19 protein-coding genes are annotated in these 24704 nt (G+C 62.7%); 3 read left to right on the top strand and 16 right to left on the bottom strand.

Translation table 11 applies throughout. The features are described 5' to 3' along the window. A complete protein-coding gene (locus JI721_RS16855; protein WP_274456014.1) occupies window positions 1–255 on the bottom strand; it encodes a DUF2164 domain-containing protein in 255 nt (84 codons plus the stop codon). Between the two features lie 302 nt (window positions 256–557). Here JI721_RS16855 and JI721_RS16860 point away from each other — a divergent pair, with 302 nt between their 5' ends. Then, a complete protein-coding gene (locus tag JI721_RS16860; RefSeq protein WP_274456015.1) occupies window positions 558–1082 on the top strand; it encodes an acyl-CoA thioesterase in 525 nt (174 codons plus the stop codon). An 11-nt stretch (window positions 1083–1093) separates the two neighbouring features. Here JI721_RS16860 and JI721_RS16865 read toward each other — a convergent pair whose 3' ends face one another. The 5 genes from JI721_RS16865 to JI721_RS16890 form a co-directional block, all read right to left on the bottom strand. Beyond that, window positions 1094–2332 (bottom strand): FAD-dependent oxidoreductase, encoded by a 1239-nt coding sequence (locus JI721_RS16865; RefSeq protein ID WP_274456016.1) that lies wholly within the window; start codon window positions 2330–2332, stop codon window positions 1094–1096. Further along, complete coding sequence (locus JI721_RS16870) at window positions 2332–3507, bottom strand: methyltransferase domain-containing protein (protein ID WP_307015955.1); 1176 nt, start codon at window positions 3505–3507, stop codon at window positions 2332–2334. The genes JI721_RS16865 and JI721_RS16870 overlap by 1 nt, the downstream gene beginning before the upstream one ends. A 63-nt stretch (window positions 3508–3570) precedes the next feature. Further along, window positions 3571–4335, bottom strand: coding sequence for an enoyl-[acyl-carrier-protein] reductase FabL (gene fabL, locus JI721_RS16880; protein WP_274456018.1), 765 nt, complete (start codon window positions 4333–4335; stop codon window positions 3571–3573). A gap of 89 nt (window positions 4336–4424) precedes the next feature. Then, window positions 4425–5114, bottom strand: a complete 690-nt coding sequence (locus JI721_RS16885; RefSeq protein WP_274456019.1) for an exonuclease domain-containing protein — start codon at window positions 5112–5114, stop codon at window positions 4425–4427. Further along, window positions 5111–6166: a putative nucleotidyltransferase substrate binding domain-containing protein gene (locus JI721_RS16890; RefSeq protein WP_274456020.1), complete on the bottom strand. Its 1056-nt coding sequence runs from the start codon at window positions 6164–6166 to the stop codon at window positions 5111–5113. The genes JI721_RS16885 and JI721_RS16890 overlap by 4 nt, the downstream gene beginning before the upstream one ends. Window positions 6167–6409: 243 nt before the next feature. Here JI721_RS16890 and glnA point away from each other — a divergent pair, with 243 nt between their 5' ends. Continuing rightward, window positions 6410–7741: a type I glutamate--ammonia ligase gene (gene glnA / locus JI721_RS16895; RefSeq protein ID WP_274456021.1), complete on the top strand. Its 1332-nt coding sequence runs from the start codon at window positions 6410–6412 to the stop codon at window positions 7739–7741. 180 nt (window positions 7742–7921) lie between these two features. Here the strand turns inward: glnA and JI721_RS16900 are convergent, their stop codons facing one another. The 3 genes from JI721_RS16900 to JI721_RS16910 form a co-directional block, all read right to left on the bottom strand. Beyond that, window positions 7922–9214 (bottom strand): ammonium transporter, encoded by a 1293-nt coding sequence (locus JI721_RS16900; protein ID WP_274457923.1) that lies wholly within the window; start codon window positions 9212–9214, stop codon window positions 7922–7924. 263 nt (window positions 9215–9477) lie between these two features. Next, window positions 9478–10665, bottom strand: a complete 1188-nt coding sequence (locus JI721_RS16905; protein WP_274456022.1) for a MalY/PatB family protein — start codon at window positions 10663–10665, stop codon at window positions 9478–9480. Between the two features lie 38 nt (window positions 10666–10703). Continuing rightward, complete coding sequence (locus JI721_RS16910; protein ID WP_274456023.1) at window positions 10704–12350, bottom strand: acyl-CoA dehydrogenase family protein; 1647 nt, start codon at window positions 12348–12350, stop codon at window positions 10704–10706. Window positions 12351–12525: 175 nt separating this feature from the next. Here JI721_RS16910 and JI721_RS16915 point away from each other — a divergent pair, with 175 nt between their 5' ends. Then, entirely contained in the window at window positions 12526–13701 is a 1176-nt protein-coding gene (locus tag JI721_RS16915; RefSeq protein WP_274456024.1) for an MFS transporter, read from the top strand. Between the two features lie 160 nt (window positions 13702–13861). On the opposite strand, the gene JI721_RS16920 is transcribed toward JI721_RS16915, so the two are convergent. The 7 genes from JI721_RS16920 to JI721_RS16945 form a co-directional block, all read right to left on the bottom strand. After that, a complete protein-coding gene (locus JI721_RS16920) occupies window positions 13862–14425 on the bottom strand; it encodes an acetate uptake transporter (protein ID WP_274456025.1) in 564 nt (187 codons plus the stop codon). A 243-nt stretch (window positions 14426–14668) separates the two neighbouring features. Beyond that, a complete protein-coding gene (gene acs, locus JI721_RS16925) occupies window positions 14669–16618 on the bottom strand; it encodes an acetate--CoA ligase (RefSeq protein WP_274456027.1) in 1950 nt (649 codons plus the stop codon). Between the two features lie 247 nt (window positions 16619–16865). Further along, window positions 16866–17960 (bottom strand): methylenetetrahydrofolate reductase, encoded by a 1095-nt coding sequence (locus tag JI721_RS17135; RefSeq protein WP_307015952.1) that lies wholly within the window; start codon window positions 17958–17960, stop codon window positions 16866–16868. Further along, a complete protein-coding gene (locus tag JI721_RS17140) occupies window positions 17905–18843 on the bottom strand; it encodes a homocysteine S-methyltransferase family protein (protein ID WP_307015950.1) in 939 nt (312 codons plus the stop codon). The genes JI721_RS17135 and JI721_RS17140 overlap by 56 nt, the downstream gene beginning before the upstream one ends. A gap of 35 nt (window positions 18844–18878) precedes the next feature. Then, window positions 18879–22379 (bottom strand): methionine synthase, encoded by a 3501-nt coding sequence (gene metH / locus JI721_RS16935; RefSeq protein WP_274456028.1) that lies wholly within the window; start codon window positions 22377–22379, stop codon window positions 18879–18881. A gap of 155 nt (window positions 22380–22534) precedes the next feature. Further along, complete coding sequence (locus JI721_RS16940; protein ID WP_274457925.1) at window positions 22535–23767, bottom strand: MFS transporter; 1233 nt, start codon at window positions 23765–23767, stop codon at window positions 22535–22537. 2 nt (window positions 23768–23769) lie between these two features. Continuing rightward, entirely contained in the window at window positions 23770–24561 is a 792-nt protein-coding gene (locus JI721_RS16945) for an SDR family oxidoreductase (protein WP_274456029.1), read from the bottom strand. Between the last annotated feature and the right edge of the window lie 143 nt (window positions 24562–24704).

The following is a 24704-nucleotide window of genomic DNA, read 5'->3' on the forward strand; positions in this document are numbered from 1 at the left end:
CTATCGGGCGCGATGCAGGGGCTGCGCCAGCGCGGAAACGTCTTCCTCCACTCGTTCCATGCCCTGGAGCACCACGTCTTTGGCGTCGCGAATGGCCTGGTTGTAAATGTGCGGCCCCAATTCCTGCAGCATGAAATCCAGGAGATTGCCTGCGGCAAGTTCTCCGATGGATTCTCCCCATTCCGCCTCTATGTACGCCTGAATATCGCTGATCAACAGCTGCTTTTGTTCCCTGGGCAGTTTCAACAAAATCACGATTTCTCATCTCCTACCCATGCGCTATCAACGAACTTCCGCCCGTAGTATACCGCATGTTGTCTCGGCTTGACCTGTGCACAGTCCATGTCCTGCCGACCTTCACGTGCCGGGCGCGGCAAACGGGCAGTTCACACTGCCCTTTACCGAAACACCCGGTCCATGCCTGCGAAGGAGGGGAAACCATACGGTCGGAGGTTGTACCGCAGGGATGGGATAGCGTATGATCGATGGCAATCCGCAGACACGGACAAGCATCTCGTATGGACCAGCATCACACTGCGACAGGAGGAGCTCTACACATGGCAACGGAAAAACCCTGTAAGGAATCTAGATGCGTCAAAATCAGCCGCGTGTTTCCCGGAGACTACAACGACCACAACACCCTGTTCGGCGGCAAATTGATGGAGTACATTGACGACATTGCCTCAATTTCCGCTTCGCGGCACTCCCGGGCGAAAGTCGTGACCGCCTCCACAGACTCGGTCGATTTTCTGACGCCCATCACCCCGCATGACTCCGTGTGCTTGTTCGCGTATGTCACGTGGACGGGCAGAAGCTCGATGGAGGTCTTTGTGAAAGTGGTGGCGGAGCACCTCCGTACGGGTGAGCGCCGCATCGCGGCGACGGCCTTTCTGACCTTTGTCGCGATCGACGAGGACGGAAAACCCGTCCCCGTACCCAGGGTGATTCCCGAAACGGCAGAAGAGAAAATGTTGTACCAAACAGCGCCCAACCGCGCGGAAATCAGGCGGCGGCACCGGGAAGAGAGCAAGAAGCTGGCGGCCCACCTGAAACCGGACAAAATCTGGGAGATTGAGATGTGACCCAAGCCCGGCTAGGCGTGTGATGGGAATCGACCCGCGCGAAACTGCGTCAGGTCGTGATTGGCAGTTCCCGTCTGCAGCACCTCCGCCAGCGCTTCGCCAATCGCGCTGGCAAACTTGAAGCCATGTCCGGAGAATCCGGCAGCCAGCCAGACATGCGCATGCCCGGGATGATGGTCGATGAGAAAGTGCTCATCCGGTGTCATCGTGTAGAGGCATACCGTCCCGCGGACAAGCGGCCCGCCGGCTTGGGGAAACGTCTGGCGCAAGAACGCGTGCAAGGGTGCCTCGTCCTCCGGATGAAAGGCGCGATCGACATCCTCAGGACTGCACGGGGTGCCCCCGTCGTGGCGCCCGACCTTGACACCCTGTCCGAAGTCCGGAAACCCGTAGTACATCGCCCCCGGTCCATCGGCGTAAAAGGCGGGAAGCCGCTCGGCCGTGTACAAACGCGGCGCGGTCGGCTTGAACCAGGCCACGGTTTTACGGATGGGCTGCAGGGGCACCTGCCAGTCCGGCAGCCACTGCTCGAGCAGCCTCGGCGTGCCGGCGCCGGCCGCGATGAGCAGGTGGTCCGCATGTGCTTGCATGCCGTCCCAGGTCACCGTCACGCCGTCTTTGTGCACATCCAGGGCGTCCAACTCCCCGCCGAACCGCATCGCCGCGCCGTACACAAGACACCCGTGCTTCAAGGCGCGCAGACACGCTTCACTGAACAACACGCCGCCCAGCAAGTCATGGTGGACCCGTTCGTCATCCGTCGGCATGAGGCCCGGCCAACGCTTGCGCGCCGCCTCCGCCGTCAGCCACTCCGACGGCAGGTGATGGGCCGCCACACTGGCCTCGACCTCGTCGAGCATGCCGGACTGGCGGTGTAAGATGCCGATCACGCCGGTTGGCGCAAACAAGCGCTCGGGTGCGAAGGACGAACCACTCGGCAGCGAAGCGCCCAAAGACGGACCGCCCAGCCCATGCCTTCCCGCGCCCCAGGTGCGCGATTCCGCCTCCAGCGCTGTCCACAGTGCCCGCGCGCGCAGCACCAACGGCACGTACGAGGCTCCTTCCCCGTACGCGGTGCGCAGCAGCCGCGTGTCGCCATGATGGCTGCCGTACGAATGCGGAGGTTCGAACCGGTCGAGCAGCAGCACGGACACTCCGGCGCGCGCCAAGGCGTACCCGGCCGCCAGCCCCATGCTGCCGGACCCGAGGATGATGGTGTGATAGTGCGCCGTCGTGTGAACCTGTGCCATTAGTTCGTCCCTTTCTGCGCCAGCGCCATCCATTCCAGGCCTTGAAACGACTGGACGCGGCCCGCTTCCTGTGCAATCGCAAAGAACGCCGCCGCCGTCTCGTCCGCTTGCAGCAGCCACTGTTCGACGGCTTCCACCTGCTCTTCCGATCGCGCCATCCGCCGCACCCAAGGCGCGAATTCAAACGTCTTGCGGCGTTCCTGACTTCGTACGACGGTGAAGCCTGCCGCCTGCATCCACGTCTCCCACTCACGACTCGACGCACAGCGCACGTGACTCTCGTCGCGCAGTTTTTCCAGGTGGTTGTAGAACGTGCCGAGCGCCGCATCCTCCGGCACAATGTTGTCCACCAGCAAAAACCGGCCTCCCGGCTTCAGCACGCGGGCCGCCTCCCGGATGAACTGCTGCGGGTCCGGGAAGTGGTGCGGCGCGATGCGGCAGGTGACCGCATCGAAGGAATCCTCCAAAAACGGCAAATCTTCCGCGTCCGCCACCACGAAGCTGACATTCTCGATGGCGGCGGTTCCCAGGTGCTCGCGCGCCGTTCGCAGCATGCTCGGTGTGATGTCGGTCGCAAAGACGTGCGACACGTGCGGTGACAACGCCTTGGCGACGTGGCCGCCGCCGGTGGCGATGTCGAGCGTGATCCAATCCTGTGACGGGGCTAACCACGTGACCAGCTCCGCCAATTTGTCCGCGTCTGCATGCATCTCGCTGGTGACGTACGCGCTGGCACTGCGAGAAAACTGTTGCTGCACCAATTGCTTTTCCGGCTGCAATGGCCGATCACGCCGTCCCTTCGTCTCGCCGAACGTTTCTGTCATCGCCGTTCCCCCCTGCCTTGGGCTGCTGCAGGTGCCTGCATGACCCGTCTCGGTGTGCGCGTCGGGCCGCCAGGCGGCCGCAAGCGCGGCCTTTTCCTGCCGCGTCAGCTGCTTAATGGCCCACTCCCGCCGCATGGCACTGGATTTGTCCGGGCACAGTTCGACGTAACTCAACTCGACAGGCCGCCGTGCCCGGGTGTACTTGCCGCCGACGCCGCGCTGGTGTGCTGCCAGCCTGCGCGCCACGTCATTCGTGTACCCGGTGTAAAAGGTCCCGTCCCGACAAGTCAATATGTAGACGTAAAACATCCTCGTCGCCCGCTTCCAAAACGCCGGTGTTGTTCGGTGCAATCCGCAGCATCCACCGCGGCATCTGCTGAGGATTCCACTCCGGCATCTGCCGCGCCTGTGCGTCTAATGGCACAACAGCGAGTACCCGCCGTCCACAATCAGCGTCTGGCCGCGAATCATCCGGGCCTCCGGCGAACACAGGAAGAACACTGCGTTGGCGAGGTCCTCGGGCTGCAGCATCTGGCCGGTCGGATTGTTGCGGCCCGCTTCCAGGAGCTCGTCTCGATTGGGGAAGTGTTTCAGCGCATCCGTCTCCACCACCCCGCCGGAAACCGCGTTGACGGCGATGTTTTGCGGTGCCAGTTCGACCGCCAGGTACCGCGTGATGGCCTCGAGGCTCGCCTTGGAAACGCCGACCACGGTGTAGTTGGGGAGCACCCGCGTGGAACCGATGCTGGACAGCGCCACCATGGCGCCGCCGCCCGTCCGCTCCATCAACTTCGCCGCTTGCTGCGCCGCAAAGAAGAACGCCTTGGCGTTGATGTTCTGCGTCCAGTCCCAGTGCGACTCTTCCAGTTCCAGAAACGGCCGCTGTACGCCGGACGCGGCGTTGCTGATGAATACATCGAGGCGCCCATAGACGCTGTCCACCTCTGCAAACAGCGACTTGATGCTCTCCACATCGCCAACGTTTGCCTTGATGAGGTGCACTCGTGCGCCCGTCTGCTCAAGTTCCGCCTTCGCTTCCTGCGCCTTGCTGCGGCTGCGCAGGAAATTGAGGGCGAGGTCGTAGCCGGCCTCTGCGAACTTGCGCGCGATGGCCTTGCCAATCCCGCGCGTTCCCCCCGTGATGAGTGCCACTTTTCGTGCTTGTGTGCCTGTTGACATGTCCTTCGTCCTTTCCTATGTACACTTGCCTCGTGCCGTACGCTTGTTTCGGATTCGCGCAGGATTCAGGACCCGCTGCCTCCATTGTATCATCCAAAGGCGTGCGCGGCCGCCCACTCCACCACTTCCGACACCGTCTTCAGGCCGAGTTGTTCGCACAGCACCTGCTCGCGCGCCCAGACTTCAGCGGTCATCGCGATGTCGGCGTCCGCCCGGTGGCGGTTGGCAACCGGGATGTCGAGCGCACAGCACACCGACTCCAGCGTCGGCACCGACGGTAAACGCCACAGCGCACGCGCCACCACGGATGTGTCGATCACGATGGGACGCAGCGGCATTTTCCAGATGCGCCGTGTGTGCCGCTGCAGGAACGAGAGCTCGTGTCTGGCGTGGTGGGCCACCCAAACGCGGTGCACGGACATCGCGAGCGCGCGGTACAGCACATCGTCGAGCGGCGCTCCATCATTGACCGCTTCCGGCGTGAGGCCGGTCAACGCCCAGACGCGCTCTGGGATGCGCCGCACATCTTCGGGCCGCACCAGTTCATACAACGTCGGGTCAAGCTTCGGATTCGACCCGCACATACACCCCGCAGCCAGGGAGAGGATGACATCCGAAACCGCGGAAAACCCGCTCGTTTCAATATCAATCACAAAGTAGGCAGCTTCTGCGAGTGGCAGTTCCCAGACGCTGGCGCCAAAGTCGCCGTCCGCAAACAGGTCCCGTTCTGCCATGGCGCCGATGCGTTCGGACCGTCCGGCCCCCGGGAACCACTTCACAGCCGCTCCCCCCTCGGTTTCGGGAACTGCCGACAGACCCAGCGTTCGAGTTCCTTCGCCGTCTGCAAGTGCGACAACAGCGCATCGCGCCAGCCGCTTGGCAGCATGTCGATGTCGATCTCGTCCGTCATCGGCCGCCCCGCCAGCATCGCCTCCGCCTGCGCGCGCAGGCGGAGGCGCCACCCAAACGCGAGGGCGGACGCGAGGGCCTGTGCCCGCTTTGCCTTCCAAACGCCGTTCTCCACCAAACACCGAAGCCGTGCCAGCGTCTCCGTCTCCGGGCAGCCGTGGGCGATGCTGACCAGGCGAATGGCGTGAACCAGCGGTGTGACGAGCCCTTCCTTGATGTTGATGCAGGCGCGCCCCCCCGCCCGCCGCACGCGCACCTGGCCAAATCGACCAAGGGCCACCGTACGGTGAATGCCGAGGTGCGCCATTTCCCAGCGAATAAACGCGGACGCCCGAATCCCCTCCCCCACCTGCGACACCAAGCGCGCCCACTGCGATACGTCGTCAAGCGGACGGCCGTCCGTCATCATATACAGAAACCGCGCATGGTCCCAGTCGGGGCGTGCAAAGTAGTGCCGGATTCTCGCTTCCCACTGCGCCAGCGTGCCGCACCAGCGCTCGTTTGTCGCCATCACGAAGCCGTCGCACGGCGGGCACCCGAACGTATGCATGACGCGAATCACGTTGTACAGGTACGGCCGAACCGCCTCGGCGACGGCCTCGTCATCCACCAGCAGGGCATTGTCCAGGTCACTGCCCAGCAAGTCCTCGCGGCGCCCGCCCGACCCAAACCGGATGTAGTGGGCAGCGGCGCGCAAGTCAGCCGGCACGGCCCACGTCCACACCGCCGCCAGCAAGTCGTCGCGGACGGCCTGGTAGGCAGCCATCCACACCGTCAGGTCCACGCCTTCTTCCACGGCCGTCCATGCATCCTCGGCAATGGCCAATCGCCACCTGCGAATGGCGGCGTCAGCGGACGGCTGGCCAATCCACGCCGGGTCGATGTCGGGAAGCCTGACAGCGCAGCGCACAGACTCCTGCAACGGGGTTCCTCCTCCGCAGTCATTTACTTCAGGTTAGGTCAAATCTACCTGGCGCGGTGCGGTTCGTCAACGCATCCGGCGCCGCAGAATTTCACGTCGCCATGTCGGAACCACTGACAAAACAGGCCCAGTACGGTAAGATATGCACAGTTGAAGTTCGATCACTCGTCAACTCACTTGACATGAACGTGCCGTACACAGCCCGCCGCCGCGGTGCGGATAGAACAGGAGGTCGACCTTCGCATGAACCCCGTCAATTCACCGGACGACGTGCTGGAATCAGCTGAGGCAGCGGACGTACGCTTTGTGCGGCTGCAGTTCACCGATCTCAACGGGATGCTGAAAAGCGTCGAGATCCCGGCGCATCAGCTTCGCGTTGCGCTCGAACACGGCGTCATGTTTGATGGCTCGTCGGTCGAAGGCTTTGTCCGCATTGAAGAGTCCGACATGTACCTGGCCCCGGACCCGGCCACCTGGCACGTGCTTCCCTGGACAACTGGAGACCGGCGCGTCGCCCGCCTCATCTGCGATGTCTGCTTGCCGGACGGGCGGCCATTCGCCGGCGACCCGCGAACCATCCTGCGCATGGCCCAAAAGCGCGCAGCACAACAGGGATTCTCAGACTTTCGCGTCGGCCTCGAAGCCGAGTTTTTTCTGCTTGCCCTCGATGCCAGCCGCCGGGCGAGCGTACGCCCCAGCGACCGCAGCGGCTACTTTGACCTCGTCACCACCGATGTCGGCGAGCGGTGCCGTCAAGACATCGTGATGACCCTGCAGCACATGGGCTTCGCGGTTGGCACCGCCCACCACGAGGTGTCTCCCGGCCAGCACGAAATTGACCTCCTCCCCCTGTCAGCGCTCGCTGCGGCAGACCAGTACATGACGTTCAAACTGGTGGTCAAAACCATCGCCCGGCGGCACGGTCTGCACGCCACCTTCATGCCCAAACCCCTGTACGGGACCGACGGTTCCGGACTGCACTGCCGGCAGTCGCTCGTCCAGGACGGACGCAGCGTCTTTTCTGATGCCGCGGACCCCCTTGGCCTCAGCCCCCAGGCCAGACACTACGTGGCCGGTTTGCTGGCGCACGCCCGGGCGCTGACCGCGATCACCAACCCGGTGGTCAACAGCTACAAGCGCCTTGTCCCCGGCTATGAGGCGCCCGCCTACATCACCTGGGCCGCCAACCACCCGAGCCCGCTGGTCCGAACCACCGTGTTGGCGGACGATGCCTGGATTGAACTGCGTTCTCCCGACCCCGCGTGCAACCCGTACCTCGCGTTCGCGGGGATGCTCGCCGCGGGCCTCGACGGCATGACCTCCGAACAGGTGCCGCCGCCCCCAGCCAACGTGGATGTGCACGCGCTGTCGGACGAGGAGCGGTTGAGCCGCGGCATTTACCGCCTGCCGGCCAATCTCGAACAAGCGCTGGAGGCGTTGGAAGAGGACTTCATTCTGCAGGAAGCCCTTGGCGACCATGCGATCTCGCGTCTGGTCCGCACCCGCATGCTGGAGTGGGACGCTTACCGGCGTACAGTTCACGCCTGGGAACACGAGCAGTACCTCGACCTCTGAGTCCCTCTACCCCTCAGCGGCGAAAGTCAGACGTCACGCTTGCGACCCTTTTTGTGCAGCCCGAAACGCGCGCCGCACCGCCCGCCGGAGGCCCGGACAAGCGGTGCGCCAGTGACTGGTCTATCGATTTGTCAATGCCGATTCCCCTTTTCTTTCCAGTCACTGGCTGTGACGCCTGCGCTAGTGGTCGATGGAGGCCGCCTCCAGCGCTTTGCCGGTGCCAAATATTTTGGGCAGTTCATCCGGTGACAACTGCTCCGGGTACGCGGCCTCGTTGTGCAGAACCAGGTCCAGCCCCATGATTTCTTCCTCTTTCGTGACCCGAATCCCCATCAGGAGGTCGACCACCTTGAGCAGGATGTACGTACCCACACCGGAAAACACCCACGTCGCCGCCACGCCAATCAACTGCGTCACGAGCTGGTGCGGATTGCCGTAGAACAGGCCGTTCTGGCCGGCGGAGTTCACCGCCGTTGTCGCCAGCAAACCCGTGCCAATCGCGCCCCACGTGCCGCCAATGCCATGACCGCCGAACGCGTCCAGCGCATCGTCGTACCCGAGCTTGCGCTTCATGAACGTCGAAGCCAAGTAACAAATGATGCCGCCGATGAACCCGATGACGATGGATCCGCCCGGTGAAACAAAGCCGGCGGCCGGTGTGACGGCGACCAAACCCGTGACAGCGCCGGCACAAGCGCCGACCAAGGTGACGTGCCCCGTGTGGATCCGTTCAATCAGGATCCACCCCAGCGCCGCGGCGGCTGTTGCCGTGTTCGTGGTCAGGAATGCGGAAGCGGCCAGCCCGTTTGCAGCGAGCGCACTGCCGGCATTAAACCCGAACCAGCCGAACCACAGGAGCGCCGTGCCCAGCAGAACGAACGGTACATTGTGCGCGCGGATGGATTTGGAACCGTGTTCGGCGCGTTTGCCCAAGTAAATCGCCGCAACCAGTCCCGCGACGCCGGAGCTGATGTGCACCACGGTGCCGCCCGCAAAGTCCAGCACACCAAGCTGCGCCAGCCAGCCGCCGTGACCCCAGACCCAGTGGGCGAGCGGGTCGTAAATCAACGTCGCCCAGGCGGTGATAAAGACCAGGAAGGATGAAAACTTGACACGCTCAGCCAAGCCGCCAACAATCAGTGCAGGCGTAATGATGGCGAACATCATTTGGAAGATACCAAATGCAGAGCCCGGAATCGTGGAAGCGTAGCTGTTCGGCGCATCGCCAACGCCGTTCCACAATACCCACTGCAGGTTTCCGAACAAGTGATGAACGTCGGGCCCAAAGGCGATGCTGTAGCCGACGACGACCCATTGAATCGAGACAATCAGAATGACCGAAACCACTTGCAGCATGGTGGTAATGACATTTTTCTGACGAACCAGTCCCCCGTAGAAGAACGCCAGTCCAGGCGTCATCAGCAGCACCAGTGCGGACGACGCAAGCACCCAAGCGGTATCCCCGCTGCTGATCGGCGAAGACGTGGTTGTGTCAGCAAACGTCACAACCGGTGCCAGGATGACGGCCAAGCTGCTGAGGGCGGCAAACCACCATCTATGCAGGTGCGACTGCTCTGTTTTTCTCCACAAGAACACGTTCTCTCTCCCCTTTCTTACCGCTGCTTCCACAGTAGTCGGGAATCGAGAACGCGTCAACACACGATGTTATATTTTATAACACAAACCGAATATTTTTCGTCAAGAAAGCCTTTACGTGTAAATCTATATTACATCAATCAAGTGTTGTCCGATGACCGTCGATCCAACGCGGCCGTCAGCCGATCTAGCCCTTCCACCAACAAGGCACGCGGGCACCCGATGTTGATGCGCTGGAAACCGGCGCCTTCCTGTCCGTAGATGTGCCCCGGTTCGAGGCCCACCTTGGCGTCGTGGACAATGAACTTGTCCAGTTCTTCGCGCGCAAGTCCCAGCCCGCGGAAGTCAAGCCACACCAAGTACGTCCCTTCCGGCTCGACCACCTTGACCTTGGGCGCGTACGGCGCAAGCCGCTCCTTGAGCAGCTGCAGGTTTCCCTGCAGATAGTCCAGCAGCGCGTCGAGCCACTCGTCCCCGCCGTTGTACGCCGCCTTCAGCGCTTCCAGGCCCAAGGCCGGGATGGATGCCGCGGACTGAAGCGCCAGCATCTGACGGTACGCGTCGCGCAGCCCCGGATTCTTGGCGATCACCACCGCCATATTGAGGCCCGCGATGTTGAACGTCTTGCTCGGTGCGACGGTCGTGACGGCATGCATCGCAAATTCGTCCGAAATGGATGCAAACGGGATGTGGCGATGCGGCGTGTACACCAGGTCGCAGTGAATCTCGTCGGCAATCACGGTCACGCCGTGCCGGACACAAATCTCACCGACCCGCTCCAGTTCCGCCCGGGTCCAGACCCTGCCCACCGGGTTGTGCGGACTGCACAAAATAAACAATTTGGCACCTGCGGCGGCCTTCTGTTCGAAGTCGTCAAAATCCATCTCGTACCGACCCTCCCGCTCCAGCAGCGGGCTCTCGATGAGGGTGCGGTGGTGGCTGCGAATCAACCGCGCAAACGGATGGTACACCGGCGTTTGAATGATGATGCCGTCGCCCGTTTCGGTCAAGGCTTGAATCAGGTAGTTGAGCGCAGGCACCACGCCCGGCGCATGCGACACCCACGCCGGTTCCACCGCCCACTGATGGCGCCTGGCAAACCAGCCGACAATCGCATCGTCATACCCCTTGTCACGAATCGTGTACCCAAACACGCCGTGCTGGACGCGCCGCGCCAGCGCCTCAATGACACTCGGCGGAGACGCAAAGTCCATGTCGGCAACCCACATCGGGAGGACGTCTTCCGTCCCAAACTTGCCCTTACGGCCGTCCCACTTCGCGGAGGCCGAGTGTTCGCGTGAGATGACCTGGTCAAACGAGTACGTCATGGATGATTCCCCCTGTTTGTCTGCGCCTGCTGTCCTTGTCACGGTGAGACCCGTACCGCCGTGACGGACTGAAGCGCCAGCTGCTGATACGCGGCGAAGAGCTCCGTGCAGCACTGTTCCCACGCCGCTGCCGCCGTGATGGACCCCTCATCGACATCGCCCAGCACCGGCTCGGCCAACAGCTGCGCAAAGCGTTCGCCAAGGTCGGCAGTCAACGACGCGTCCGCGCCAGCCAGCACGTCCGCAATGAACTCCTTTGTATCGTACCACGAAGCGGCGCGCTGCAGATCACGGTAGACCTGCGTGAGCAACAGGTTTTTGGGCCCTTCCCACAGCTCGTTGACGGCTGCGTCCCGGAGCAGCCGCGGCAGCGCGGAAAAGTCCTCCATGACGCCATGACCGCCAAAGATGGACATCGCTTTGCGCACCACATCCACGGTCTGCCCTGCCGCACACACCTTCTGCAGCAGAATCAGCTCCCGCAGCTGCCACTGGCGTTTGCGTTCCGCCAGGGACATGTCAGTGCGCGCGGCCAGCGCTTGGCGCCCTCCGCACCGGAGATACAAGTCAAAGACCGCGAACGCACCCGCCGTCGTGCGTTTGGCCATGTCGTCCAGCCAGTTCAGTTCCCGCGCAGACAGCGGGTAATCGACAATCCGGCGGCCAAACACCGTGCGAAATTCAGCGTACATCCGGGCTTCGCGCGCGGCGCGCGTCATCATCGCGGCACTGGCGATGCCAATGGACAACCGCGAAAGGGTCAGGACGATGCCGACGGCATTGGCAAGGCCGCGGTGGAGCGGTCCGACCGGATAGGCCAGCGCTCCCTTGTACTCAATCTCCCCTGTCGGGAGTTCAGTCGTCCCCATCTTCCATTTCAAGCGCTGAATTTCAAAGCCGTTGCGGCGCTCCCGCGCCTTGTCCCCCGGCAGCCAGGAGGGAACGACAAACACGCCAATGTGGTCGGTCCCCTTCACCCGCGCCGTGAGGACCGCGTAATCGGCGTGCGCGACGGAGGTGAAGAATTTTTTGCCATAGATACGATAGGCCGCGCCGTCCGCGACGGCCTCGACCCGGTTGGCCGGAAGGTCGGATCCGCCCTGAATTTCGGTCATGAACTGCGCGCCGACGCCGAATTCGCCGTCGATGCCTTCTTTACAGTGGCGCAGAATGCGCGCAAGTTCGGAATGGCTGGGGTCGCCCAGGAGTTCGAGGATGCCAATCAGGCCCTCGGTGCAGGTCATCGGGCAAACCACGCCGAACTCCCCGAGCTGGTTGATGACGAATCGTTTCACGAACATTTCCCAAGGGGTGACCCGGTTCGAAAACAGCGCTTCCGCAAAAATTTCCCGTTCCAGCGTCTCGGTTTCGAGCGACCGGACGACGCGGTCGATACGGTGATTGTACGCGTCATAGTGCAGCAGGCGGGGGTGATACTCCGGCCGCGCAGCCTGCTCGGACAACGCCCGCCAGCGGGTGCGTACCTTGTGCGACAGGACGGAGGCGGTTTCATGAATCCGCGCGGCTTCGTCACCCGCATAATGTGCCACCAAATCTCTCAAAAACTCATCATCGTTGTAATAGTCAAAGCCGTCTCGTTGTTCCAGGAAGGTGTCAAACGAGTACGGGTTCGAACCAGGCTGGTCCAGCGCGTACTCGGAACCCTTGGTATGTTCTTCTGTCACAACCAGCATCTCCTTCCTCAATCTCACCTGTTGATACGCCGCTGGTTCTGGCGCATGCGGTATACTCAAGCTAGTGCGTCGATTGCGAAGCAGCATAGATGAGCGTTTCGCGTGCGCGCTTTGGAACCACAGCATCGGACGAGCGAAGCCGAAGGCGTTCGCCGCGGAGGAACACATGAAACATCCATTGATATTATACTTCAGTAGTGAGATTTTTCTGAGCACAGGCATCGGCATTGTGCAATACGCGCAGCCCTTTTTCTATGTATCCCACCACGCAACCGACGGAATGGTGGGGACGCTGCTGGCCGTCAACGCCATCTGCGGCGGTCTGGCAGCCCTGCTGCTGGGTCCTGCCGCCGACCGGATCGGCGCATCGAAGGTGTGGAAGCTCAGCAGCGCGCTGCTTGGGCTGGGGTACCTGCTCACCAGTCTGACACACACGACCCCGCTGTGGATGCTGACCTCCGCCCTGGTCGGGCTGGCAGCGGCGCTGTTGATGAGCACGGAGAACGTGGTGCTCAGTTCACTCAGCCAAGAGCGGGAGAAAGCGGGCATTCTCAGCAAGTTTGTCGCCATGTATATGTTCGTGATTGGCGCGGGCAACGTGCTCTCCGGATGGATGTGTGCGGCCTGGGGGTACCAGAGTGCCCTCGCCGCAGGGGCGGTGGTGGCCCTGTGCGCCATGCCGCTGCGCTGGTTTGTGAAGGCACCCGACGCGATTGCGCCCACGGCCTTCCGCGCGCCCTCGCGGCGCATTTTGGCGATGAGCGGATACGCGTGCCTGTTCGGGATGGGCAGTGCCCTGCTGAACCAGTTCGCGACCCTGATACTGCACAATCAGTTTTCCCTCGGCACCCATGCCACGTCGTTGGTGTCTGCCGCAGCCACGTTCATGGTGTCGCTCGGCTCCCTCATGGTCTCGATGCTGATTCGCCGGTTTCGGCGAAACACCACCCTGGCACTTAGTTACCTCTCCTTCATCGGACTCACCGCCGGGCTGGTGTTCACCCGTACGCCTGGGCTGTTCAGCGGGCTGTATCTGGCCCGCACGGTGACGACCTCGATTCCGGGGCCCATTGTCGATGCGACCTTTCTGGACTTGACGCCCTCAACCGACTTTTCGCAGATGTTCGGCGTCCGCGTGTTTGGCACCAACGTGGGCACCGCGGCGGGGTCGTATGCGGGCGGGGGGCTGCTCGGTCATCACCAGGTGGCGATGATTTCCTTGCTCAGCGCCGTGACGTTCGCCGTGGCTGGCGCGTACCTGTTCGTCCTGCTGCGGCAACTCTCGCGGCGGGCGGAGCAAGAGGCGCTGGCCGGGGCACTGGACCTCCCGACGAGTGGTTAGGATCGCGTCCGACAAGTGCAGGGCCGCTCCTGCAAGGCCGGGGCCGCGCACCGCCTTGCGGCGGACGCGGCCCCGTCTGCATGCACGCGGCGCAGGGGCGCTGGCGCAGCGCCCCTGCCAATTCTCTGCCGACGTTTGTCCCTTCCAGCGTCCGCAGGTCTCAGGCCTGGGTTGGCTGACGAAACGGCTTGCCCACGGGCAGCACGGTGTGACCTGCGGTGGTGTTGATGAGCGTCGCGGCTGAGGTATACAGGGCCAGCAGTCCGCACAACAGGCCAACCCAACCGCCGGCTTGCGAACTCATCACGCCAAACCCATTGAGGGCGAGGAGAACAAACGCGATCCACAGCGTGAGAAACACCCAGAACAGGGCTTGATTGAGATAGAATGTGCCGAACCAAAGGTAGAAGGTAAGGAGGCCAAAAAAGAGCAGAAACCAACCCAGCGGTGCCTTCGGCGCAAAATGAAGGATGAGCCAGAACGCAATCCAGAAGGCACCATATGACGAGAACGCCGTCGCCCCGAACGTGTTTCCTTTCCGAAACTCCCAGATGCCCGCCAACAGCTGGCAGCCGCCGCCGTAAATCAAGGCGAGGCCGAGCACCACCCCAAGCCCTTCCGGACTTGCCACCTTGGCGTTAATGAGGCTCAGAATGCATGTCGTGATGCCAAACCCCGCGAGTCCGAGCGGCCCCGGGTCAGCAATTTTGACTTGATCGGACATGGCACAGACCTCCTCTTCCGCGATTGTGCAGGAACGTGGGACAAGACCTGAAACCGTTTACATACAAAAACGTCGTTTCCCCGCGCACCACCTCCTTCACGGAAGCCGACAACGCCGCAGCGCCTGCGCTGCCGCCGAACAGACGGTCGTTCGACGACACAACCCACGATTCGACAAATGGACGTGTGGATGGGGGCGCCGCCGTCGGACGACGCCCGTCATTGCCGTGTTGACGCCGTGATGTCAGTCCTTGTAGAGGGTCTTGAGTTGTTCCACGACACTTGGGTCCGCGAGCGTTGTCGTGTCGCCCAGCACGCGGCCCTCCGCGATGTCCCGCAGCAGCCGCCGCATAATTTTGGCGCTGCGCGTCTTCGGCAGTTCGGCAGTGAAGATGATTTCCTCCGGACGAGCCATGGCGCCAATCGCCGTGGCGACGTGCTGCTTGAGTTCTGCCACCAGCGCGTCGTTGGCTTCAATGCCTTCCTTGACCGTCACGAATGCTGTGATGGCCTGGCCCTTGACGTCGTGGGAACGGCCAATCACAGCCGCCTCCGCGACCGACGGGTGCGCGACCAGCGCACTCTCGACTTCCATCGTCCCGATGCGATGGCCGGAAACATTGATGACATCGTCGATGCGGCCGAGAATCCAGATGTAGTTGTCCTCATCCAGGTGCGCGCCGTCTCCCGGCAGGTAGATGCCTTCAAACTTCCCGAAGTAGGTGTTGCGGAACCGCTCGTCGTCGCCCCACACCGTGCGGAGCATGGACGGCCACGGTTTCTTGATGACCAGATAGCCGCCGTTACCCGGTTCGACCGAATTGCCCTGCTCATCGACCACATCGACGAGAATGCCCGGAACCGGACGCGTCGCCGAACCTGGCTTGGTTTCCGTGATGCCCGGCAGCGGCGCAATCATGGCGCAGCCTGTCTCCGTCTGCCACCATGTGTCGACAATCGGGCACTGTTCCTTCCCCACATGTACGTGGAACCACATCCAGGCTTCCGGGTTAATCGGCTCGCCGACCGTTCCCAAGAGCCGCAGCGTGGACAGATTATGCTTTTCTACATACTGAGGTCCCCACTTCATAAACGTCCGAATCGAGGTGGGCGCCGTGTAGAAAATCGTGACACCGTACTTCTCGACGATGTCCCAGAACCGGTCGCGATCGGGAAAATCCGGCGCACCTTCATACATCACGACGGTCGCCCCGGCAGACAACGGACCGTACACGATATACGTGTGCCCCGTCACCCAGCCAATGTCGGCTGTGCAGAAGTACACGTCCTCGTCTTTGATGTCAAAGACGCTGCGCAGCGATGTGTTTGCGCCGACGAGATAGCCGCCTGTCGTATGCACAATGCCCTTCGGTTTGCCGGTCGTGCCAGAGGTATAGAGCAGGAACAAGATGTCTTCGGCATCCATCGGTTCGGCTTCGAACGGCGTGGCAGGCTGCTGTGCCATCAGGGCGTTCCAGTCATGGTCGCGGCCCTCCACCAGCTGGACACCAGCCTTCTCTCCCACCCGCGGCACCACCACAATCGTGTCGACGGAGGTGCCTTCGACCGCCTCATCCGCGTTCTTCTTGAGCGGGACCAGACTGCCGCGGCGCCAGCCAGCGTCCGCCGTGATGAGAATGCGGGAATCCGCATCCAAAATCCGGTCGCGCAATGAATTGGCGGCGAATCCGCCAAACACGACCGAGTGGATCGCGCCGATTTTTGCGCAAGCCAACAGGGTAATCGGAAGTTCCGGAATCATGGGCAGGTACACCGTCACGCGGTCACCCTTTTTGACACCCAAACTCTTCAGCATGTGTGCCGCTTTATCCACCTCGCGGCCCAGCATGTCGTAGGTGTACACCTTGCTGTCGCCCGGTTCGCCTTCCCAGATGATGGCCGCTTTGTTCTTTCGGGGACCTTGTCGATGGCGGTCAACGGCGTTGTACGCTGCGTTCAGCTTCCCGCCGACAAACCACTTGGCATGGGGCGGATTCCACTCCAGCACCTTGTCCCACGGTGTGAACCACGACAAATTGCCTGCCTGTTCGGCCCAATAGGCCTCTGGGTCTGCGGCAGCCCGTTCGTAAATCCCTGGATCGTTGAAATTCGCTTGCGCGCGAAACGCTTCGGGCGGCGCAAACCGCCTGTTTTCCTTGAGCAACGTGTCCAGCCGGTTGGAATCAACGGACATATGGATAGCTCCTTTCATCGATCGCTTCATGGGAGCGCGCGCTGAATCCGTCAGCACGCGGCATCGAACACGGGGAGAGACGCCTGGGACGACTTGACGAGATGAAAGCGCTCACTGTCAGTATATCACGGACTTGCATAAAAAGAATATCTTTCCTCTTTATTTTTTGAGAATATTCACGACGTGCGGCACCCATCCCGTGTACCGCACGCCCTGTGCTGCCCAGCGCCCTTTGCCTGCCAAGGGATTAGGCGCGCACCTGGATGTCCGCGCCTTCGCGCTCGCGCGCATAACTCGTCAGCCGCGCCGTCAATTCGTACCGGAGAAACGGCGTGATGAAGTAGAGTCCGCGAAAGTACTGCGCGGCCGTATCCACAAGCTCCATCGCGACCGCCAGCCCTTCCTCCGCGGCAGACTCGGCAGGTGCCATTTCCATCCGCGCCAGCACCGGCGCTGGAATTTGAATGCCCGGCACTTCATTGTGCAAAAACTGCGCATTGCGATGACTCACCAGCGGCATGATGCCAATGAACACGGGGACCCCGAGGTCTTCGGTCGCCAGCGCGATGCGCTCGAGCATGCCTTCGTCAAACACTGGCTGGGTCATCACAAAGTCGGCCCCGGCTTCGACCTTTCGGCGCAGCCGCGCCAGCGCCTTGTCAAACTGCACCACATGCGGGTTGAACGACGTGCCCACGACAAACTTCGCTGGATGCCGCATGGCCTGCCCGGAGAACGCAACTCCTGCATTGAGCCGCTTGACCATGCGCGTCAATTCCATGGACGATACATCATACACGGCTGTCGCGCCGGGCAGGTCGCCGAACCGCGTCGGGTCCCCCGTGACCAGCAGAATGTGGTGCACGCCGAGCACATCCAGCCCCATCAGGTGCGACTGCTGGCCCAGCAGGTTTCTGTCGCGGCAGGTCACGTGGACCAGCGGCTCAATCCCCATCTGCTTCAGAATCGCCGCAAGCGCCATGTTGCTGACCCGCACGTGGCCGAGCGAGTTGTCCGCCATCGTGATGAGGTCTGCGCCAGCCCCAGCGAGCGCTTGTGCGCCCGCAAGGAACCGCGTCACATCCAGCGTCCGCGGCGGGTCCAGTTCGACGATCACGGTGGTGCGCCGCGCCACCGCCGCCAACAGCGGCGATGGCACCGCAGCCTCCCCCGGGGGTGTCGTCTCTACCGCTGCGACGGCCCGCGCCGCACGGACAGAACCGGCCATCCCAGTGCAGACCGGCTGCCCCGCGCTGGCTGCCGCCCGAGTGTCCCCCGCGCCATCATCAGACAAGGCCTCGCGGACACCGTTCGCGAACACCCGCTCCGCCAATTTCTGCACATGCGCTGGCGTCGTTCCGCAGCAACCCGCCCAGAAGACGCACACCTTGCGCAGCCAACCGGACCCCGGTCTGGGCAAAGTAATCGGCGCTGCCGGTATAGGCGTAGTCTCCCTCCACCACATGCAGCAAGCCCGCGTTCGGCACGGCCGCGTACAAGCCTTCCGGCAGGGCAGGCTCCGCTTCGTACGTGCGCAAGATACCTGCCGGGCCCAGCCGGCAGTTGAGCCCGACCACATCTGCCCCCGCCGCCTGCATGCTCAAAAACGCCGCACGCACGGAAACACCATCGCGTGTCACGCCCACCGCTTCCGGCGACAAATTCGCCACAATTGGAAGGTCGGTGAGCCGGCGCGCCACTTCGATGGCGAACACCATTTCCTCCGCGTCCGCAAAGGTCTCCAGTAAGAGCCCATCCACACCGGCCTCGAGCAATGCAGACATCTGTTCCTCGTACTCGCCGCACAGGTCCGCGCGCACCTGCGCATCGAGCAGACCGGCGCCGGCCGCCCGCGCACCGACGATGGACCCCACGGTCCCAAGGACAAACACCTGCCGTCCCTGAAGGTCTTCCGCCGCCCCGGCCACAGCCGCCCGCGCCGCGCGCACCGCCGCATGGTTGAGGCTCGCTACCTCGTGCGCCCGCCCATACCGGCCGAGCCCGCTGCGATGCGCACCGAACGTATTCGTCTGCAGCACGTCGGCACCCGCTGCCAGGTACGCCGCGTGCACCTTTTGCACCGTCGCCGGTGCTGTGACCGACAGCGCCTCATAACACGTCCGAATCGGCACGCCCCACTGATGCAGCAAGGTCGCCATGGCGCCGTCGCCAATCAAAACGCCTCGACGCAGCCGCCCGAGAAACGGATGACTCCGATGTTCCACGTCCCAGTGCCTCCCCCCGCGGTGCTCCACCGCCTTCATCCTTCTGCCGCCTGGTCGTCCCCGGCGCCGCCATCCCCTGCTCCGGATGCATCGGCGTTGAAATAACGCGCCTCCGGATGCGAGAACACCATGGCCGACACACTCGCCTCCGGCTCCATCATGAATCCGTCCGTCAGTTCGATCCCGATGTCCTCCGGCCGAATCAACTCGAACAACCGGGCCTGGTCCTCCAGGTTCGGACAAGCCGGGTAGCCAAACGACACGCGAATCCCCTGATAACGCGCGATGAACCGCTCCCGCATCGTCATCTCCACCGCATCGGGGAAGCCCCACTGGTCGCGCAGCACGTGGTGCAGCCGCTCGGCGAACGCCTCGGCCAACTCCAGGGCCAAGGCCTGGACGGCGTGCGCCCGCAGGTAGTCCCCTTCCGCTTTCCACTGGTCGGCAACCGCGCGGACCCCCCGCCCCGCGGTGACCGCAAAGAACGCCACGTAATCCATGACCCCGCCGCCCTTTTCGCGCAGAAAGTCCGCCAAGCACAGATGCGGCGGGCTCGGCTGGCGCGGAAAGTCGAAGATGGCGAGCGGCTTGGAGACGTCTTGCGGGTCGTACACCTCGACACGGTTCCCGTCCGCCAGAGCCGGGAAAAACTGATACACCGCGTGTGCCTGCAGCCACCCAGCCCGGCTGCCTTCCGCCAGCAGATCCTCCACCAGCTGCAAGAGTCGAACCGCCTGCTCGTCGCCGTCCGCGAGCCGTTTCTCGACATTGCCGCGAACCCCCAGGTGCTTGCCCAGCAGCATCTGCAGGTTCACATAAGGACGGATATAGGCGAGCGGGTAGCTGCGCAGCACATGCCGGTCGAAGTCCGGCGGCGGAAACACCGGCGCGGTACGGTTGATGGAAGACGTCTTCGCCGTTGACCGGCTGCCCGCGGCCGCCGCCGAAGCGGCGGTCGACACCGCCTGCAGCATCGATTCGCGTTCCGCCTTCATTCGTTCGACCAAGGCGTCGCGCTCCACCGGCGACACCAGCCGGTTGGCGATATCGAGGCCGTCCATCGCATCCTTCGCATACAGAACCGGCCCAGCATACTCGGCGGCAATCTTGGTCAGCGTAAACCGCTTGGTCAGCGCCGCCCCGCCCACCAGCAGCGGCAGGTCGATGCCGGCCGACTTCAAGTCCTGCGCGGTGACCACCATCTGCTGTGCAGATTTGACCAGCAGGCCCGACAGGCCAATCATGTCGGGCTGGTGCTCACGCACCGCCTGAATCAGCTGTTCTGGCGGCACCTTGATGCCCAGGTTGACCACATCGAAGCCGTTGTTGGACAGGATGATTTCCACCAGGTTTTTGCCAATGTCGTGGACATCCCCCTTGACCGTCGCGAGCAGCAACTTGCCTTTGGTGGCCGTCTCCGCCTTCTCCATATGCGGTTCCAGGTAAGCGACAGCTGCCTTCATGACCTCCGCGCTCTGCAGCACTTCCGCGACAATCAGCTCGTTGTTGTTGAACAGCCGGCCGACTTCGTTCATCCCGTCCATCAGCGGACCATTGATGATGTCGAGCGGCGGCGCGGCGGCCAGCATCAAGTCGAGATCGTCCGTCAATCCCTCCTTGCTGCCTTCCACAATGCGCCTTGCGAGCCGCTCTTCCACGCTGAGGTTTTCTGCGGGCCGTGCGTCAGACTGCTTTTTTTCGCGATAGAATGCAGTGAATTCGGCCACGAGCGCCTCACTGGTCGCAAACAGCAGACGTTCCGCCAACTGGCGCTCCGGTTCCGGGATGGAGGCATAGCGTTCGAGCTTCTCGCTGTTGACGATGGCGTAGTCGAGACCCGCCTTTGTACAGTGAAAGAGAAACACCGAATTCAGCACTTCCCGTCCAGCCGGCGGCAGACCAAACGAAACATTGCTGATACCGAGAATGATGGGACACTTAGGCAGGTGCGCCTTGATGAGCCGGATGCCCTCCACCGTCTCGAGCGCCGAACCAAGATACGCTTCATCGCCCGTGCCCACGGGAAACGTCAGCGGGTCGATGATGATGTCCTCTTCCACCATGCCGTACTTCTTCACCAGCAATTCGACGGACCGCACCGCAACCTCCAGCTTGCGCTCGCGGGTTACGGCCATGCCCTGCTCGTCAATCGTTCCGACGACCAGCGCCGCGCCGTATTTGCGCGCCAGTGCGGAAAACTCGGCCAGGCGGTGTTCCCCGTCTTCGAGGTTTGCGGAATTGATGATCGCCTTGCCCTGTGAGTGCTTGAGGCCGAGTTCAACCACGCGCGCATCGGTCGAGTCAATCATCAATGGCACCTTCACCCGCCGCACAGCCTTCGGCAGGAAGCGGGCCATGTCTTCCAATTCGTCGCGATCCGGGTCGGCCAGACAGATGTCGACAATCTGCGCCCCCGCCTTCACCTGCGCTCGGGCGACCTCGGCAGCCGCTTCAAAGTCTCCGTCGGCAATCAGGCGCCGAAACTTTCGGGAGCCAATGACGTTCGTGCGCTCACCGACCAGCAAGGGCCGCGCATCCGGCTCGAGCACCACGGCTTCCAGTCCAGAAACCGCATGCGGGTGCCGTACCGCCGGGGTGCGCGGTTTGCGGCCGCGCATCGCCTGTGCCAGCGCGCGGATGTGTTCTGGGGTCGTCCCGCAGCACCCGCCGACGAAATTCAACCAGCCTTGGTCGGCAAACCCTGCCAGTTTCGCGGCAAAACTGCTGGGCGTCTCGTGATAGCGGCCTTCTTCGTCTGGCAGCCCGGCATTTGGGTAGCAGCTGACCGCGCAGGTTGCCAATTGGGAGAGGGCACGGACGTGATCGCGCATGAACTCCGGCCCAGTTGCGCAGTTCAGCCCCACAGCAAGCGGCCGCAGGTGTTCGACAGCCACGTAGAGCGCCTCAATGGTCTGGCCGGCCAGTGTGGTGCCCATCGGCTCAATGGTGCCGGAGACAAGCAGCGGTACTTCGCGGCCCGCCTCGCGAAACGCGCGCTCGATGCCCACGCTGGCAGCCTTCACGTTCAACAGGTCCTGGGCGGTTTCGAGGAGCAGCACATCGACGCCGCCTGCCAGCAGACCGCGCACCTGCGCGGCGTACGATTCCGCTAATTCGTCAAACGTCACGCCGCCGGTGACGGAAAGGTTTTTCGTGGTCGGACCCATCGAGCCCGCAACAAACCGAACTTTGCCGTCCGCCGCCATCGCCCGGTCCACCGCTTCACGGGCCAGCCTGGCCGCTTCCCGGTTGATTTCTTCCGCGCGGTGGGCGAGGTTGTACTCCGCAAGCACCAACGGTGTTCCGCCAAAGGTGTTGGTTTCGATGAGGTCTGCGCCCGCTTCCAGGTACAGTGCGTGAATCTGGCGAATGACATCGGGGCGCGTGAGATTCAAGTACTCATTACAGCCTTCATACGCAGCGCCGCCAAAATCGGCTTCGCTCAGGTTTTGCTGCTGCAGCATGGTACCCATCGCGCCGTCGAGAATCAAAATGCGCTCCTCTATGGCTGCTCGCAGGCGGTTCTCACTTGACATCTCTGTTCTCCCACTCTCTGTCCGCTGTCGCGTCGGACAGCGCTCTGTTTCCTATGATGATACCATGAGGACGTCTATCATGACCGAGCAAAACATTTACAGTTTGAAAGATTGCGGTACACCTTGCGAGGCGGCGCCGCACAGGTCCGGCCCCCTTACAATGCGGGACCCATTGCGGGCGGTTCAAGAGGAATGGCAGCGTCGCGATGGGGCAGCACCACCCGCAGAAACACGGCCAGTCCGGCCATCGCCAACGCCCCGCACCAGAAGGCCGCGGTCGCGCCCAGCCGCTGCATCAAAAAGATGAACAAGGGTGACCCGAACGAAAAGCCCAGCATGTACGCAGCGTTGTAGATCCCGTTCATCGCCCCGCGCACCATCTCCGGCGACTCGTCGCCCACCAGCCAGGTGAACAGGGTGCACAGCAGCGCCGAACCCGCACCCCAGCCCACGCCGATGACCAGAATCAGCCACACCGCATGCGCGTACGCCAGCCAAACCGTCAACCCGGCCAGCCCCAGCGCGCCGAGTGTCAGCACCTGGCGAACGCGGACCAGATGCGGAAGCCGTGCCAGCCATGCGGTGAACAGCACCCAGGCGAGGCCAATCGGCAAAAACAGCGTGCCGCCGAGCAGCCCTTGGACGGGGCGGCCCACGGCGTACGGCAGCAGCGAACAGACGCCAAAGTACACGACGCCGTACACAATGGCACCGAAAATCGCCGCGTACAGCTTGGGGAGGCGCAGCGCGACATGCAGACTGTCGACATAAGCGCGGAGGTTGACCCGTCCGTCCTTTGCGGAGCGCCTTGGCGGCGGGGAGATGAACACGCACAACAGAGCGGCCGGCAGCGCCAAGCCGTACAACGCGAACACACCTTGCCAATGCCAGGCGTCCACCGCACCGCCCAAGAACGGCGCGAGCGCCTCCGCGACCGCCACCGCGGCGCCGAACCCGGCCAAGGCGCGCCGCCGGTCGGGCCCTTGCGGATACGCATCGCCGATGAGACTGTCCACCATCGGCATGATGCCTGCTGAGCCAACGCCCATCACGACGCGGCCGGACAGCACCACCCATGCCTGCGTGGTCCACAAGGGTACGCAGCCCCCGACGAGAAATACCAGCAGCCCCAGCACCAGGACCCACTGGCGGCCCAGGTAGTCTGAAATCACTCCGAGTAAGGGCGTCGCCAGGACGTACGCGAGCGCGTAACTCGTCACCATCCATCCGACGAATGTTTCGGCTTGGTGCAGGTGGACCGAGAGGTCATGCGACGCGGGAAACAGCACAGAGTTCGGAAACATCGCGACCGTCGCTGCGAACAGCAGGGCCATCAATGTAAACCGCGTCGAACGTGTGCGAACCTCACGCCGCTCGGATGCATCCATGTTCACAGCGCGCGCACCAATCCTCCGTCAACGAGGATGGACTGCCCGGTCAAATACCCGTTTGCAGCCGACCCGAGGTACAGGGCCGTGGACGCGAACTCATCCGGCGCACCGTAGCGTCCAAGCGGGATGCCTTGTTCGGTCTGCTTGCGGACTTCCTCCACACTGGTGCCCAGCGTATTTGCGCGAATCTCATCCAGCTGCGCGACGCGCTGCGTTGCAATGCGCCCCGGGCCAAGCACGTTGACGAGAATGTTGTCCGGCGCAAACTCAATCGCCATGCTCTTGGACAGGCCAACGATGCCTGCTCGAAAGGTGTTCGACAAAATCAGGTTGTCGAGCGGCTGCTTGATGGACGAGGACGCGAAGTTCACAATCCGCCCCCACTGGTTTTTCCGCATGTGCGGCAGCGCCCGCCGGGTGCAGCGGATGATGTTCATCAGACACAGTTCGAAGGCGGCCTGCCACTGGTCCTCGCTGACCTTGTCGAACGTCCCCGCCGGCGGTCCCCCCGTGTTGTTGATGAGTACATCCACACCGCCGAACAACGATTCAGTGCGGGCAAACAGGTCCTCGATGTCCGCTGGCCGAGTCACGTCCGAGACACAGTACGACACGTTCTGGTTCCCCGTTTCCTCCTGAATCTGCCGCGCCGCCTGCGCGATCCGCTCTTCGCTTCGGCTCGACAGCATGACTTTCGCGCCTTCTCCAGCGAACGCCTTTGCGGTCGCGTACCCCAAGCCTTGACTGGAAGCTGTGACGAGTACGGTCTTCCCTTGCAATCCAAAGTCCATGGTGGTTCGCCTCCTTCAGATGATCGATGACCTGCATGATTTGACACGGCTCTTTTTTTCCCACGGCTCTTTTATTGTAGCAAACTCAAACCACAGTGTCTGAGTCGTGACGCCGCAGCCCGTTCGTGCCACGGCCCCGGCGT

Source organism: Alicyclobacillus cycloheptanicus, from assembly GCF_028751525.1.
Taxonomy (GTDB): Bacteria; Bacillota; Bacilli; order Alicyclobacillales; family Alicyclobacillaceae; genus Alicyclobacillus_L; species Alicyclobacillus_L cycloheptanicus.